Origin of the sequence: Bacteroides cellulosilyticus DSM 14838 (genome assembly GCF_000158035.1) — a bacterium.
GTDB classification, from domain to species: Bacteria; Bacteroidota; Bacteroidia; order Bacteroidales; family Bacteroidaceae; genus Bacteroides; species Bacteroides cellulosilyticus.
This window is the reverse complement of sequence record NZ_EQ973488.1, coordinates 275,477-291,504: the sequence shown is the minus strand read 5'-3', so window position 1 is coordinate 291,504 and position 16,028 is coordinate 275,477. Positions and strand designations below refer to the sequence as shown.

The window sequence follows — 16,028 nt, the reverse complement described above, 5'->3', positions numbered from 1 at the left end:
GTTTCCCAAAAACGGAGACAAAGAATCGTCGCATACTGACCGAACTGAATGAAGATTGGAAAACATGGCTGATTGATCATTCACAACCGGTGAATACTAATTCATTACAGCGTGATAATGCAATCAATTGTCAACTGCCTCACAACTGGGATGATTACTATGGTTATCGTCAGCTCACTCATGGCAATCTGCATGGCACTGCTATGTATGTGAAAGATTTTACTTTGGATAATTACCAATCCCGGAAGCGCTATTTTCTTCGTTTCGAAGGAGTAGGCACTTATGCCACAATTCAATTGAATGGTCAGGATTTTGGGCGGCATCCCGTAGGACGCACAACATTGACCTTGGATGTGACCGATGCATTGAGGCAAGGTAGCAATCATCTGGAGGTAAAAGCTGAGCACCCGGAAATGATTGCCGATATGCCTTGGGTGTGTGGCGGCTGTTCTTCGGAATGGGGATTCAGTGAAGGCTCGCAACCTTTAGGAATCTTCCGGCCTGTGGTGTTGGAAGGTACAGATGAAATCCGTATCGAACCTTTCGGAGTACATATCTGGAATGATGAGAAAGCAGCTAATGTATTTGTCGATACGGAGGTTAAGAACTATGGTAAGACTACGGAAACGATTGAAGTGGTTAATAAATTGAGCAATGCGGATGGAAAGCAAGTGTTCCGTCTGGCCAGGAAAGTGACATTGGCACCGGGAGAGATGAAGGTGGTTCGCCAGCACTCTCCTGTAGAGAATCCGGTGTTGTGGAGTACAGATAATCCTTATCTGTATAAACTGGCAAGCATGATTAAGCGGGATACGAAGACTACGGATGAGGTATCGACTCCTTTCGGTATCCGTACCATCAGTTGGCCGGTGAAACGGAATGACGGAGACGGACGTTTCTATTTGAATGGAAAGCCTGTCTTTATCAATGGAGTTTGCGAGTACGAACATCAGTTCGGACAAAGTCACGCGTTCAGCAGGGAGCAGGTAGCTGCAAGGGTAAAGCAGATATGTGCGGCAGGCTTTAACGGTTTCCGTGACGCCCATCAGCCCCATCATCTTGATTATCAGAAATACTGGGATGAAAAAGGTATTTTGTTCTGGACGCAATTCTCCGCACATGTATGGTATGACACACCGGAATTCCGGGAGAATTTTAAGAAGCTGCTTCGCCAGTGGGTGAAAGAGCGTCGCAATTCCCCCTCAGTCGTTATATGGGGATTGCAGAATGAAAGTACATTGCCCCGTGAATTTGCACAGGAATGTAGTGAGATTATCCGGGAGATGGATCCGACGGCGCGTACGATGCGTGTCATCACTACCTGCAATGGTGGGGAAGGAACCGACTGGAATGTAATCCAGAATTGGAGTGGTACGTACGGGGGAGATGTCACCAAATATGGAAAAGAACTCTCCCGGAAGAATCAACTGTTGAACGGAGAATATGGTGCATGGAGAAGCATCGGATTGCATACGGAATCCGGAGAGTTTGAGGTAAACGGAACGTGGAGTGAAGATCGCATGTGCCGGCTGATGGAAACTAAGATCCGTTTGGCGGAGCAGGCAAGAGATAGTGTTTGCGGACAATTCCAATGGATATATAGCAGTCATGACAATCCCGGACGCCGCCAGCCGGATGAAGCTTACCGGAAAATAGATAAAGTAGGACCATTCAATTATAAAGGATTGGTGACTCCGTGGGAAGAGCCGCTGGATGTATATTATATGTATCGTGCCAACTATGTTCCGGCAGCCAAAGATCCTATGGTTTATCTCGTATCACATACCTGGACGGACCGTTTTAAGGAGGGGCGTCGCCGGGCTACTATCGAGGCTTATAGTAATTGCGATTCTGTATTGCTCTATAACGATATGTCTGATGGGAAAGTCACTTTCCTCGGACGGAAGGGGAATAATGGAGTAGGAATTCATTTCGTGTGGGAGAACCGGGATATCCGCTACAATGTGCTTCGCGCGGTAGGTTATTACAAAGGAAAACCTGTTGCGGAAGATATAATCATTCTGGAAGGATTAGAGCGGGCGCCTCGCTTTGATGCGCTTTATCAGGAAGCAAAGCCTGTACTGAAGGGAGAGGAGGGATATAATTACCTGTATCGCATCAATTGCGGTGGAGATGAATATACGGATAGCTTCGGGCAACTCTGGTCACAGGATAATCTGGGGTATTCCCGTTCATGGGCTGCAAATTTTGAAGGTCTGAATCCTTATCTTGCCAGCCAGCGTACGACGTCTGATCCGATACGTGGCACGCGCGACTGGACGTTATTCCAGTCCTTCCGCTTTGGCCGTCACCAGTTGGAATATCGTTTTCCTGTAGCTGACGGAATCTATCGTATCGAATTTTACTTTACAGAGCCCTGGCATGGTACGGGGGGAAGTGCTTCTACCGATTGTGAAGGTTTGCGCATATTTGATGTAATGGTGAACGATTCCCTCGTGTTGGATGATCTGGACGTATGGGCTGAAAGTGGCCATGACGGTGCATGCAAAAAGGTAGTATATGCCGTTGCGAAGCAAGGCCTGTTGAAAATACACTTCCCGGAAGTAAAGGCCGGTCAGGCACTGATTTCCGGAATTGCCATTGCTTCTGCAAATCAGGAACTGAAACCGTCTGTGTTTCCGGCTTCAGGGCTGAAAGCTTCAGAACTACTTTCAGCGGTGGACAGGAACTGGGTGGCTCCGGACTGGAGTTGGGAGGCGGCAGATAAAGAGCTTTTGGTGAAGACTCCCAAGGAATTGCTTCCGGAAGATAAAAATGCTCGTGCCAGTGTGGCGTATGAGGCTGAGACAGCTTCTGTAAAAGGTGCTTTTACGAAGAGGGAGCATCGCAAACAGATGGGCGTCTTCTTTGGAAAAGGAAAGAAGAACAGCATCGAGTGGAGTGTTTCTACCGGATTGGCCCAAATCTACGCTCTCCGGTTTAAGTATATGAATACAACTGGTAAGCCGCTGCCTGTACGGATGCAGTTTATCGACAGCAAAGGTGTGACGTTGAAAGATGATATCCTTACTTTCCCTGAAACGCCCGATAAGTGGAAAATGGTGAGTACCACTACCGGAACATTCATCAATGCAGGCTATTATAAAGTGCTGCTTTCGGCGGAAGATATGAATGGATTGGCGTTTGACGCATTGGAGATTCAGTAAAGAGTACAAAACACATCTTCGTCCGTCTATCCTAATATTAATAGCATAACGAATGAAGATATATACTTTACTCTTTGGTCTATTGCTCCCCATCCAGCCGTCAGCACAAACTGTGCATGACTGGGAGAATCACCATGTACTTCAAATCAACCGCGAACCGGCGCGGGCCGCATTTACTCCTTTCCACGCACAGAAGGGAGATTGTTCCATCTGTCTGGATGGAACATGGAAATTTCGCTGGACACCTGTGCCCGATGAAAGAATTGTAGAGTTCTATCAGACGGATTTCAATGATAAAGACTGGGTCGGTTTTCCCGTACCTGCCAATTGGGAAGTAAACGGATATGGTACGCCGATATACGTTTCGGCAGGCTATCCGTTCAAGATAGATCCACCCCGGGTGATGGGTGAACCGAAGGTTGACTATACGACTTACAAAGAACGGAATCCCGTAGGACAATATCGCCGTTCGTTTCAGTTGCCTGCCGGTTGGGAAGCAAGAGGCCAGACCTTTCTTCGTTTCGAAGGAGTGATGAGTGCTTTCTATGTCTGGATAAATGGAGAACGGGTAGGGTATAGCCAGGGAAGTATGGAACCGAGTGAATTCAATATTACAAACTACCTGCATGCCGGAGAGAATCAGATCGCACTGGAGGTTTACCGGTATAGTGACGGCTCTTATCTTGAAGATCAGGACTTCTGGCGTTTTGGTGGTATCCACCGCAGCATCCATTTGCTGCACACACCCGATATCCGTATCCGTGATTATGCAGTGCGGACTCTTCCGGTTTCTACGGACTATCAGGATTTCATCTTGCAGATAGATCCTCAATTCAGCGTTTACCGAGGGATGACCGGAAAAGGAACTACCCTGCAGGGAGTATTGAAAGATGCTTCCGGACGAGAAATCGCGACACTGAAAGGGGATGTGGAAGATATACTCGACCTGGAACATAAAGCGGGCAGGATGAACGAATGGTATCCTCAACGTGGTCCCCGTAAATTGGGACGTATGTCGGCAACGATAAAATCTCCGAAAAGGTGGACTGCTGAAACCCCTTATTTGTATAAACTGCACCTGACTCTGCTGACTGCCGAAGGTGAAGTAATAGAGCAGGTAGAACAATCTGTCGGTTTCCGTTCAGTGGAAATACGAAACGGACAACTGCTGGTTAATGGCGCACCGGTTCGTTTCCGTGGGGTGAACCGCCATGAACACGATCCCCGTACGGCTCGTGTCATGAGCGAAGAACGTATGTTGCAGGATATTCTTCTGATGAAGCAAGCCAATATTAATGCGGTGCGAACCAGTCATTATCCCAATGTCAGCCGCTGGTATGAGCTTTGTGACAGTCTGGGGCTTTATGTCATGGATGAGGCTGACATTGAGGAGCATGGTTTGCGCGGAATCTTAGCCAGCACTCCCGATTGGCATGCCGCATTTCTGGACCGTGCCGTGCGGATGGCAGAACGGGATAAAAATCATCCAAGCATTGTAATGTGGAGTATGGGTAATGAGAGTGGTTATGGTCCGAATTTTGCCGCTATTTCAGCTTGGCTGCATGACTTCGATCCGACACGTCCCGTGCATTATGAAGGTGCACAGGGAGCCGGCGGTGAACCTGATCCGAAGACGGTAGATGTAATCAGTCGTTTCTATACCCGGGTAAAACAGGAGTATCTGAATCCCGGCATTGCCGAGGGAGAAGATAAGGAACGTGCGGAAAATGCACGTTGGGAGCGGCTGTTGGAAATTGCGGAACGTACCAATGACAACCGTCCCGTGATGACGAGTGAATACGCTCACTCCATGGGAAATGCTCTGGGGAATTTCAAGGAATATTGGGACGAGATATACAGTAATCCCCGTATGCTGGGCGGATTTATCTGGGATTGGGTAGATCAGGGTATCTACAAGACGTTACCCGATGGACGTATCATGGTAGCTTACGGTGGTGATTTTGGTGATAAACCGAATCTGAAGGCTTTTTGCTTCAATGGCTTGTTGATGAGTGACCGCGAAACAACTCCTAAATATTGGGAGGTGAAGAAAGTATACTCACCCGTGGAGTTGAGAGTGGAGAGTGGAGAGCTGAGAGTGACGAATAGGAATCATCATACGGATTTGTCCCAATATCGCTGTTTGTGGACGTTGTCCATAGATGGGAAGCAGAAGGATCAAGGAGAAATAACATTGCCCGAGGTAGCTCCCGGAGAAAGTGAAACGATCCCTTTACCTGTTTCCATAGCCGGCAAGAAAGCTTCGGCAAAGGCTACTTCTGACCTGCGTCTCACGATAAGCTTCATCTTGAAGCGGGATGCTCTTTGGGCGAAAGCCGGGCATGAAGTGGCATGGGAACAGTTCTGCATTCAGGAAGGCGCATTATTGTCTTCCAAACTTGAGAATAGAGGGAGACTGAAGGTAAGGGCAGATGAAGAACATTTATCCATCAGTGGGAGCGGCTTTTCTATTCAATGGGAGAAAAACGCAACCGGGAGCCTGACTTCCCTTACTTATCATGGAAAAGAAATGCTGGCTCATCCGGCTGATTTTCCTCTTCAGCCTGTAACGCAGGCCTTCCGTGCACCGACAGATAATGATAAGAGTTTTGGCAACTGGTTGGCTAAAGACTGGAGTTTGCATCAAATGGATAATCCTCGTATTAGTCTGGACTTTTTTAAGCATGAGGTCCGTGAGGACGGAGCGGTCATTGTCCGGATTCAAACCAGGAATCGCTATAAAGAAGGTATGATTGTGACAAAGTTTCTTTATACTATCCTTTCCGATGGAACCATAGACTTGAAAACTACTTTCCAACCGCAGGGAATTCTACCCGAATTACCCCGTTTGGGAATAGCATTCTGCCTTTCATCCGATTATAATACTTTTATCTGGCAGGGGCGTGGTCCGCAGGATAATTATCCTGACCGCAAGACTTCCGCTGCTGTCGGACTTTGGAAAGGACCGGTTGCCGACCAGTATGTGCATTATCCCCGTCCGCAAGATAGTGGAAATAAGGAAGAAGTGCGTCACCTTATGCTGACCGACAGGCATGGCAAAGGTATTCGTGTCGATGCTGTGGAAGATGTCTTTTCTGCTTCTGCCCTGCACTATACCGCACAGGATTTATATAAAGAAATGCATGACTGTAATCTGAAACCCCGCCCCGAGGTTATCCTGAGCCTGGATGCCGCCATACTTGGATTGGGTAACAGCAGTTGCGGACCGGGCGTACTGAAGAAGTATGCCATTGATAAGAAGGAACATACCTTGCATATACGGATTCGTAATGAGAAATAGGAGCCGGCATAGTGCTGGAGCAAGATTTCCCTTCGGCATACTATTTTTATAGGCATTACTATCTCAATTGAAGGTGTGTCAAAACTGGAAAGTAACTTAAGCTCCCCTCCTCCCGGGAGGAGAATTAAGATAGTCTGGTTAGCACGCCGAAGGGAAAAACTGCTTCAGTACCGCCCCGGTATCAGTAACTAAGAATAACTAACACAATAATGAAAGTAACAATGAGAAACGTAACCACTTTATTATCAACCTTGGCATTAGCCACCACCCTGACTGCCCAGACACTTCCGCAGACAGAGCGGCAATACCTCTCCGGCCACGGATGCGACGACACAGTAGAATGGGACTTTTTCTGTACCGACGGACGTAACTCCGGTCGATGGACGAAAATAGGCGTCCCCTCTTGCTGGGAGTTGCAGGGTTTTGGTACCTATCAGTATGGAATTAGTTTTTATGGTAAAGCCTTTCCCGAAGGCATTGCCGGTGAGAAAGGAATGTATAAATATGAGTTTGAAGTTCCCGAGGAATTTCGTGGCAAGCAGGTCAGCCTTGTGTTCGAAGCATCCATGACCGATACGGAAGTTAAGGTTAACGGACGTAAGGCAGGATCGAAACACCAGGGAGCCTTCTATTGCTTTTCATATAATGTCACGGATTTACTGAAATATGGCAAGAAGAATCAGCTGGAAGTAACAGTTTCCAAGGAGAGTGAGAATGCCAGTGTGAATCTTGCCGAACGGCGCGCCGATTATTGGAACTTTGGCGGTATCTTCCGCCCGGTATTTCTGGAAGTAAAACCTGCCGTCAATCTCCGTCATATTGCTATTGATGCACAAATGGACGGATCATTCCGTGCCAATTGCTACACGAATATCTCCGGTGACGGAATGAGTATCCGTGCACAGATTTTGGACGGTAAAGGGAAGAAACTGGCAGATACCACCGTACCCCTAAAAGCCGGAAGCGACTGGACTACTTTACAATTGAACGTTTCTGCCCCTGCCTTATGGACGGCAGAAACTCCGAATCTTTATAAAGCTCAATTTTCACTGTTGGATAAAGGAGGTAAAGTCCTGCATCATGAGACCGAGACATTCGGTTTCCGTACTATCGAAGTTCGTGAAAGTGACGGATTGTACGTGAACGGGGTGCGTATCAACGTGCGTGGTGTCAACCGTCATAGTTTCCGTCCCGAAAGCGGTCGTACCCTAAGTAAAGCGAAGAATATTGAAGATGTACTTCTGATGAAGGGCATGAATATGAATTCTGTCCGTCTGAGCCACTATCCGGCGGACCCGGAATTTCTGGAAGCATGCGACTCTCTTGGACTCTATGTTATGGATGAACTGGGTGGCTGGCATGGCAAGTACGACACCCCTACGGGAGTACGTCTGATTGAAGGCATGATAGAACGTGATGTGAACCATCCGTCCATTATCTGGTGGAGCAATGGTAATGAAAAAGGCTGGAACATTGAACTGGACGGAGAATTCCATAAATACGATCTGCAGAAACGCCCGGTCATCCATCCGCAAGGTAACTTCTCCGGTTTCGAAACCATGCACTATCGTTCGTATGGAGAAAGCCAGAACTACATGCGCCTGCCGGAAATCTTTATGCCTACTGAATTCCTGCATGGTTTGTACGACGGAGGTCATGGTGCCGGCCTGTATGATTACTGGGAAATGATGCGTAAACATCCGCGTTGTATCGGTGGTTTCCTGTGGGTATTGGCGGATGAAGGCGTGAAGCGCGTGGATATGGACGGGTTCATAGACAATCAGGGAAATTTCGGAGCTGACGGAATTGTAGGCCCTCACCATGAAAAGGAAGGCAGCTATTACACTATCAAGCAGCTATGGAGCCCGGTGCAGGTTATGAATACCGCTATCGACCGGAATTTCGACGGTAAACTCTCTGTGGAGAACCGTTATGATTATCTGAACCTGAACACCTGTCGTTTTATCTGGCAGCAAGTGAAGTTCCCGTCGGTAACGGATGCTTCCAATACAACTACACGGATTCTGAAACAAGGTGAAGTGCAAGGAAGCGATGTAGCAGCCCATGGAGTGGGAGTGGTGGATATCAAGACTTCTATTCTTCCCGAAGCGGATGCTCTTTTCCTGACAGTTATAGATAAATATGGGTATGAACTTTGGCGCTGGACTTTCCCCGTAGATAAACTGAATCGGGAAACAGAACAGTTTTCTGCATCATCCGGCCGTGTATCCTATACGGAAACAGAAAAAGGTATTACGGTAAAAGCAAACGGGCGTACTTTTGTCTTTTCAAAGAAAGACGGGCAGCTGAAAGATGTATCCGTCAATAACCGTAAGATTAGTTTTGCTAACGGTCCCCGTTTTATCGGTGCACGTCGTGCAGACCGTTCCCTAGATCAGTTCTATAATCATGATGACGAAAAAGCCAAGGCAAAGGACCGTACTTACAGTGAATTTACCGATGCGGCAGTCTTCACGAAACTGGATGTGAAAGAAGAGGGGGGGAATCTGATCCTCACCGCTAATTATAAACTGGGTAATTTAGATAAAGCTCAGTGGACAATTCATCCGGACGGCATGGCTACTCTTGATTATACCTACAACTTCTCCGGTGTGGTAGACCTGATGGGTATTTGCTTTGATTACCCTGAAGAACAAGTGCTCAGCAAGCGTTGGTTGGGAGCAGGTCCGTATCGTGTATGGCAGAATCGTATTCATGGCACGCAGTATGATATCTGGGAGAATGATTATAACGATCCTATTCCGGGTGAGACATTCACCTATCCTGAATTCAAGGGATATTTTGGCAGTGTCTCTTGGATGAGTATTCGCACGAAAGAGGGAACCATCAGCCTGACGAATGAAACACCTGATTCCTATATCGGAGTATATCAACCCCGTGATGGTCGTGACCGGTTACTGTATACACTTCCCGAAAGCGGAATTTCTGTTTTGAATGTAATTCCTCCGGTGCGTAATAAAGTAAATTCCACGGACTTGTGCGGTCCTTCTTCACAACCAAAATGGGTGGATGGCTCGCAAACGGGACGCCTTGTTATCCGGTTTGAATAAGACTTTGTAATTCCGGTTCAGGCGGAAAGAGATCAGCTCTTTGTCCTGAACCGGTAAGTAATATCATTCATTTCTCCTTGTACAATCTTGTAAAGCCGCTGGTTGGTTTGTTCAGACTTCAAGCCACCGCGGCTTTCTACGTAAGGCCCAAGTTTTATGTATTGGAAGTTCCGTATCGGGAATCCGTCAGGCAGTTCCTGCTTACCGGAATACCAACCCACTTTAACCGGGGCAATCTGCTGTTGCTGTAGAAAATTGGCAAAATACGCTACATCATAAGGATCTGCATCTCCACCCATAAAACAGACGCATGTAACAGCCTTTCCATACTTTTGTAAAAGTACGGAAAGGTTTTCTTCTGTCAGCGCTTCTCCGACATTTCGTTGCAGATAGGGACTATGGCAACCTTTACACCTGTTCGGACAGTTCGAAAGGTTGATTGCCAATGTCACCTCATCCGGTATCTCCTGAAAAACAATGTCGTAATCAGTGTACTTCAGCATAATATCTTCGGGCAGCCTCCTTTTGCCGGGCTTGAGAGAAATTGCTGATTCGTTTCATGTAGCCGATAACGCGGGTCAGATAATCCACGTTCTGGCTATGACATTCCGGACACTCTTTCAAGTATCTTTTGTCAATGTGGTTGCATTCGTTGCAGACAGTGTTAGGTATATTGAAAGTAAAGTAATTGCAGCCCTCAGTGGCGGCTACCCGAAGTAATTGCCTGTATTGCTCTTTGCTTAAGTGCTCTTCCAGATTCATGTGGAGTGCCGAACCACCCGTCAGATGCTCTATATACCTGTGTCCATGCATACGGAACTTATCGATGACGTTCAGCGACTCATCCTCTACGATGTAGAAATAGCTGTTATAGCATTCGCGGAATGTCTGGAAACCGGCTTCTTTGTCCCATTTGGCATGTTTCACGCCTACATTCTCGGCCGGTATCATTTCGCAGTTAAAGAGTATATCTTTCGTTCGATATTTCTTATTGTATTTTTCAACTATTCCCAGAATCTCCTGCACAAAAGCTTCATATTTAGGATTATCGTTGATTTCAATTCCCATGAATTGAGCGGCTTCCACCAGCCCGTTTACACCGATTGTCAGATATTGGCGTCCCATATTGATGTATCCGGCATCGAACAAAGGCAACATTCCTTTGCTTTGCAGATGCTTTAAGTTTTCGTTATAGGCCAGTTGTACCTTGTGTACCAGATCTACTACCTCTTCAAGGAAGAAATGATAAAGCAATCCGGATTTCACTGCATGCTGGATGCAACGGTTCAGGTTGATAGTCAACACACTTTTTGATCCGGTAGATACGCCGCCTGCACCCAGGGTGTAACTAAATCCGTTATCCTGTATTTCATTACGTAAGCGGCAACAACTACTTAACGAGTCGGCATTATCACTCATATATGTAAAGAAAGAGTGTCCTTCCGCATACATTTCGGCCGTGAAGTCACCGTATTCCTTATCCAGTACATCTCCGTCTTTGGTCAGTAAAGCCATTGTCTCTACGGGGAAAGTAAGAACGGCTTTGGTGCGTTCCTTATTGAACCACTTCATGAAACGCTTCTGCAACCAGCTCAATGATTCCCAATGGGGAGCGTTTCCGTCCGGGAAGACGAAATGTTCGAAAAGGCTATTGAAATAATATTGATCATAGTAAGCTACATTCCAGAATACTGCCTGAAAATTCCGTGCCCCCGTAGGTTGATTGATGGAATATACGATCTGTTCAAAACAATCGGTGATTATTTTATCTATGGTCCTTTGTTTGGAGGAAAGGTCGGCAAGTTGTTCCGGATGTTTATAGTAATCCTCTCCGTATTCTTTTTCTATGAAATAATTCATATACATCAGAAATTCCGGTGTGGCACAGGCGCCGCTGAGCATACTCGATACGATAAATACCATATTGATGAATCCTCCGCAGAAAGACTTCAGATTGGTGGGTGCCGTGGAGTTACCGCCTACGGATGCGGTTCCGCTGATCAGCCACGGATACATGGTGATGCTTGCGCAATAATTGGCAAGATTGGTTTCATCATTCTTATATATGAAGTGTTGGTTCAGCAATTCGATGTAGCGGTCTGAAAGTTCCTTGCCGTACATGTCCTTCAGACGGTCAGTCAGCAAACGGCGGTTCAGACGGATGAAGTTCGATTTGGGGAGCTCGCCTATCAGTGTGGCTATATTTTTATTTTCCACATTGGCGTTAGCGTCATACTTGCTACCGGTGGCAGGGTTGGAGGCATCGCAGTAATCCATCAGGAAACGGAGCTTGTCACGTACTTCCCGGTCTTCCAGATGTTTCTGTCTGTATAGCATGAACGCTTTTGCTACACTGTAATAGTGTTCAGCCATCAGTGCAATTTCTACCTGGTTCTGTATATCTTCTACACTGGTTCCATCACTGATGTTCACGCGGCTGAGTATGTTGGTGATCACATCTTGTGTGGCAAAACTACCGACAGATAAAAATGCTTTACTAATTGCGTTCTTGATCTTGTCAAGTGAAAACGCTTCTTTTTTCCCATCTCTTTTGACGATGAAAGTCTCCGAATTGATCATACCTGTAATTTAAGATTTAACAAATAAATATTCTTTGTTTAGTTAGCTATACTAAATCAAACGACAAAATAAGGAGAGTAAGTAATAAAATGAATCTTGGAGGATGCATTCTATCGCTTTTCACCCGAAAGCCTGAATGATTACAGATATCGGCAGGTCTTCTGACTTGTTTCCGTTGTGGCGCCTTCCCGGTTTTTGCAGGACCAGTGGCTAAAGAGTGCCACAATCTTTTCTCCACATGGTAGGGAGATGAAACTTACAGCTACGGGGATAGTCCCTGATTTTCACAGGATTCCCTTTTAATTCCATTTCACGCTTGCGGTGATTTGGAAACCGTTATCGCTGACAAAGTTAGAAATAAAATCTATAATCCAACGGATGATAGAAAAAAATATTCCCAGCTTATATTTTTTGTTTTAAAAAGCATCTCCAATGATAATTTCCACTATCTTTGCCCCGAATTGGTTTCGGATGAACATTTCTGTCATTTGGATTAAAAGGGAATCGGGTGTAAATCCCGGACAGTCCCGCTGCTGTGAAGCTCCATAACTTTCTTGATAAATACTTTAGCCACTGGCTGTGAATTGGAGGCCGGGAAGGAATCAGAAAGGGAGTCAGTCAGAAGACCTGCCATTCGTTAAAGTCTGTTGCTACTCGTGGGATTAGGGGAACAGTACGAACGTATAATTGTTTTAATTTAATTAATGCGAAAGGGATGCCTATGAAAAAGGTATGTCCGCGTTGTGGTGCAACCTTTGAGTGTATGCACGATCGGATTTTGTCATGCCATTGCGCTACGGTACGACTGAATGAGCAGCAACGTGCTTATTTACAAAAGAATTACCCGGGCTGTTTATGTCATGACTGTCTGACGGCAGTCAAAGAGGGTATCGTTATGGATGTATGTGATGCACCCCTTTGTGATAAACAGAAGAACAATGATAAAAAAAGTATTGATTGCCAATAGAGGCGAGATTGCTGTACGTGTAATGCGTTCCTGCAAAGAGATGGGAATACGTACAGTAGCTGTCTATTCGGAAGCGGACCGTGCAGCAAAACACGTCATGTATGCCGATGAAGCCTGTCTGATAGGTCCGGCAGCTTCCAGAGACAGTTATTTGAATATAGAGAATATAATTCGTGCTGCCCGGCAGCATGAAGCGGATGCCATCCATCCCGGATATGGTTTCTTATCTGAAAATGCCGACTTTGCCCGTCGTTGCAAAGAAGAAGGCATTATTTTTATCGGGCCCTCTGCCGAAACAATGGAAGCGATGGGCGATAAAATCTCAGCCCGTAAACACATGATTGCAGCCGGAGTACCGGTAGTTCCCGGTACGGAACAACCCTTGCAGAGTGCCGGGGAGGCTGTGATGATATGTAATAAGATCGGCTATCCCGTGATGCTGAAAGCCTCTATGGGTGGTGGCGGAAAAGGTATGCGACTGATACATAGTGAGGATGAAGTAGTTGAGGCTTATAATACCGCTCGTTCGGAGTCTATGTCTGCTTTTGGTGACGATACGGTATATCTGGAGAAATTTGTGGAGGAACCCCATCATATTGAATTTCAGGTATTGGGTGATAATCATGGCAATGTGATTCATTTATTTGATCGCGAATGTTCTGTTCAGCGTAGAAATCAAAAGATTGTGGAGGAAAGTCCGTCTCCCTTCCTCACTCCGGAATTACGCAGAGAGATGGGAGAGAAGGCTGTAGCTGCCGCCAAAGCAGTGAACTATTCGGGTGCAGGTACTATCGAATTTCTGGTGGATAAGCACCGTCATTTCTATTTCCTGGAAATGAACACCCGTTTGCAAGTGGAACATCCCATTACGGAAGAAGTGGTGGGTGTGGACTTGGTGAAAGAACAGATCATGATTGCATCCGGTTATCCGTTGCATCTTAAACAGGAAGATTTGTTTCAGCGGGGACATGCTATCGAATGTCGTATCTGTGCGGAAGATACGGAGAATAATTTCATGCCGTCTCCGGGAATCATTAAGTTATTGGCTGAACCGAACGGTATCGGTGTCCGAATCGATAGCTATGTTTACGAAGGGTATGAGATTCCTATTTATTATGATCCCATGATCGGAAAACTGATCGTATGGGCCACCAATCGGCAGTATGCCATTGAGCGTATGCGCCGTGTGCTGTATGAGTATAAAATTACCGGATTGAAGACGAATCTTACTTATCTGAAGCGCATCATGCACAACCCCGATTTCGTAAAAGGAGAATACAACACGCTGTTTATCGAGAAAAACTCGCGTATGTTGCAGCGTCCTAACAGTAATAATGAAGAAATTGAGAATATTGCCATGATTGCCGCTTATATAGATTACCTGATGAACCTGGAAGAGAATTCTTCCACGCAGTCGTCTGATGGTCGTCCTATCAGTCGCTGGCGTGAGTTCGGTTTGCAAAAAGGAGTTTTACGTATTTAAAGAGGGAGGAAGTAGTTAATGGAAATACATATTGGAAACCGCGTTGCCGACGTGACGTTGGTCAGTAAAGAAGATAATAAAGTCCGGTTGAATGTTGATGGAAGAATCTACGATGTGGATATTGCCATGGCAGAAAACGGCAGCTGCTCCATCTTACACGACGGAAATTCTTACAATACGGAAGTCATCCGCGGTGAAGGAGGAAAAAGCTATGATGTGAATTTGTTCTATCGCTCTTATCATGTGGATATAGCAGATACCCAGGTGAAATACTTGCGTATGCGAAAAGGAGGAGAAGAGAGACAGGACGATAAGATTATTGCTCCGATGCCGGGTAAGGTTATGAAGATTCCTGTAAAGAAAGGGGACCGTTTGTCGGCGGGAGATATTGTAGTGGTGCTTGAAGCTATGAAAATGCAAAGCAACTATAAGGTCAATTCGGACTGTGTAGTGAGAGAAATCTTGGTGGCGGAAGGTGATTCAGTGAGCAGTAACCAGATTTTAATGACATTGGATATTATAAATGAAGAATAAGTATGGAAAGGACAGAAATATATAATCAGTTTGAAGAACTTAATAAGCGTGCCTCGCAGGGTGGAGGCATTGATAAGATAGAAAAACAACATGCTGCCGGGCGGATGACCGCACGCGAACGCATAGAAGCCTTGCTGGATAAAGGGACATTCAATGAGTTGGACAAGTTTGTAAATCACCGTTGCACCAATTTCGGAATGGAGAAAAAACAAATTCCAGGTGATGGCATGGTGACTGGTTACGGCAAGATTGACGGTCGTCCGGTATTTGTGTACGCCTATGACTTTACGGTGCATGGTGGTTCTTTGAGTGAAACTAATGCAGCGAAAATAGTGAAAGTACAGCAACTGGCACTCAAAAATGGTGCTCCGGTTATTGCTCTGAATGACTCGGGAGGTGCCCGTATTCAGGAAGGTGTCGGCAGTTTGTCAGGATATGCTTCTATTTTCTATCAGAATACGATTGCTTCCGGGGTCATCCCTCAAATCTCAGCTATTCTGGGTCCATGTGCCGGCGGTGCCTGTTATTCACCTGCATTGACGGATTTTATTTTTATGGTGAAAGAGAAAAGCCATATGTTCATCACAGGGCCGGATGTAGTGAAAACGGTTACGCATGAAGAAGTGGACAAGGAAGAGCTGGGTGGAGCCTATGCACATAGCAGTAAGAGTGGCGTTACTCACTTCATGTGTAACACTGAAGAAGAAACCATGCTGGCCATACGCGAATTGCTCAGCTTCCTGCCTTCCAATAATATGGAGGATGCTCCGCTTATTCCTTGTACGGATGATGCCAGACGTCAGTCAGAAGAACTTCAAACTGTGATTCCGGAAGACCCGAACATTCCTTATGACATTAAGGATATTATAGAGCCTGTTATGGATAACCAATATTTCTTTGAAGTGATGCCTCATTTTGCAAAGAA

Annotated in this window: 9 protein-coding genes and 2 riboswitches; of the genes, 7 read left to right on the top strand and 2 right to left on the bottom strand. The window is 46.0% G+C overall.

Features of this window, described 5'->3' with window-relative positions:
- From BACCELL_RS02575 to BACCELL_RS02565, 3 genes are all read left to right on the top strand, one after another.
- Positions 1 to 3,167, top strand: a 3,167-nt coding sequence (locus tag BACCELL_RS02575; protein ID WP_007209960.1) for a beta-d-glucuronidase/beta-L-arabinofuranosidase, incomplete at its 5' end; no start/stop codon positions are given.
- A 52-nt stretch (positions 3,168 to 3,219) separates the two neighbouring features.
- The gene (locus BACCELL_RS02570) at positions 3,220 to 6,468 is read left to right on the top strand and encodes a glycoside hydrolase family 2 TIM barrel-domain containing protein (protein ID WP_007209959.1); all 3,249 of its coding nucleotides are present in this window, start codon (positions 3,220 to 3,222) and stop codon (positions 6,466 to 6,468) included.
- 221 nt (positions 6,469 to 6,689) lie between these two features.
- The gene (locus tag BACCELL_RS02565; RefSeq protein ID WP_044153238.1) at positions 6,690 to 9,539 is read left to right on the top strand and encodes a glycoside hydrolase family 2 TIM barrel-domain containing protein; all 2,850 of its coding nucleotides are present in this window, start codon (positions 6,690 to 6,692) and stop codon (positions 9,537 to 9,539) included.
- A gap of 32 nt (positions 9,540 to 9,571) precedes the next feature.
- Here BACCELL_RS02565 and nrdG read toward each other — a convergent pair whose 3' ends face one another.
- A complete protein-coding gene (gene nrdG, locus BACCELL_RS02560) occupies positions 9,572 to 10,042 on the bottom strand; it encodes an anaerobic ribonucleoside-triphosphate reductase activating protein (protein ID WP_007209957.1) in 471 nt (156 codons plus the stop codon).
- Complete coding sequence (gene nrdD, locus BACCELL_RS02555; protein ID WP_007209956.1) at positions 10,026 to 12,119, bottom strand: anaerobic ribonucleoside-triphosphate reductase; 2,094 nt, start codon at positions 12,117 to 12,119, stop codon at positions 10,026 to 10,028. The genes nrdG and nrdD overlap by 17 nt, the downstream gene beginning before the upstream one ends.
- 134 nt (positions 12,120 to 12,253) lie before the next feature.
- A riboswitch (cobalamin riboswitch) is annotated at positions 12,254 to 12,472 on the bottom strand.
- A gap of 91 nt (positions 12,473 to 12,563) precedes the next feature.
- Positions 12,564 to 12,768, top strand: a riboswitch (cobalamin riboswitch).
- A gap of 66 nt (positions 12,769 to 12,834) precedes the next feature.
- Between nrdD and BACCELL_RS02550 the strand changes: the two genes are divergently transcribed.
- The 4 genes from BACCELL_RS02550 to BACCELL_RS02535 form a co-directional block, all read left to right on the top strand.
- Positions 12,835 to 13,086 carry a cysteine-rich CWC family protein gene (locus BACCELL_RS02550; protein ID WP_022209063.1) on the top strand — a complete coding sequence of 84 codons (252 nt, stop codon included), beginning with the start codon at positions 12,835 to 12,837 and terminating at the stop codon, positions 13,084 to 13,086.
- On the top strand, positions 13,058 to 14,569 hold the full coding sequence (accC, locus tag BACCELL_RS02545) for an acetyl-CoA carboxylase biotin carboxylase subunit (protein WP_007209953.1): 1,512 nt from the start codon (positions 13,058 to 13,060) through the stop codon (positions 14,567 to 14,569). Before BACCELL_RS02550 ends, accC begins: the two co-directional genes overlap by 29 nt.
- Positions 14,570 to 14,587: 18 nt before the next feature.
- Positions 14,588 to 15,103: an acyl-CoA carboxylase biotin carboxyl carrier protein subunit gene (locus BACCELL_RS02540; RefSeq protein WP_007209952.1), complete on the top strand. Its 516-nt coding sequence runs from the start codon at positions 14,588 to 14,590 to the stop codon at positions 15,101 to 15,103.
- A 2-nt stretch (positions 15,104 to 15,105) separates the two neighbouring features.
- On the top strand, positions 15,106 to 16,028 hold a 923-nt coding region (locus tag BACCELL_RS02535; protein WP_007209951.1), incomplete at its 3' end, for an acyl-CoA carboxylase subunit beta.

Bases quoted from the DNA above. Each gene is read 5' to 3' on its own strand.
- BACCELL_RS02570 (WP_007209959.1), top strand. From the start codon at position 3,220: ATGAAGATATATACTTTACTCTTTGGTCTATTGCTCCCCATCCAGCCG.
- BACCELL_RS02565 (WP_044153238.1), top strand. From the start codon at position 6,690: ATGAGAAACGTAACCACTTTATTATCAACCTTGGCATTAGCCACCACC.
- nrdG (WP_007209957.1), bottom strand. From the start codon at position 10,042: ATGCTGAAGTACACTGATTACGACATTGTTTTTCAGGAGATACCGGAT.
- nrdD (WP_007209956.1), bottom strand. From the start codon at position 12,119: ATGATCAATTCGGAGACTTTCATCGTCAAAAGAGATGGGAAAAAAGAA.
- BACCELL_RS02550 (WP_022209063.1), top strand. From the start codon at position 12,835: ATGCCTATGAAAAAGGTATGTCCGCGTTGTGGTGCAACCTTTGAGTGT.
- accC (WP_007209953.1), top strand. From the start codon at position 13,058: ATGATAAAAAAAGTATTGATTGCCAATAGAGGCGAGATTGCTGTACGT.
- BACCELL_RS02540 (WP_007209952.1), top strand. From the start codon at position 14,588: ATGGAAATACATATTGGAAACCGCGTTGCCGACGTGACGTTGGTCAGT.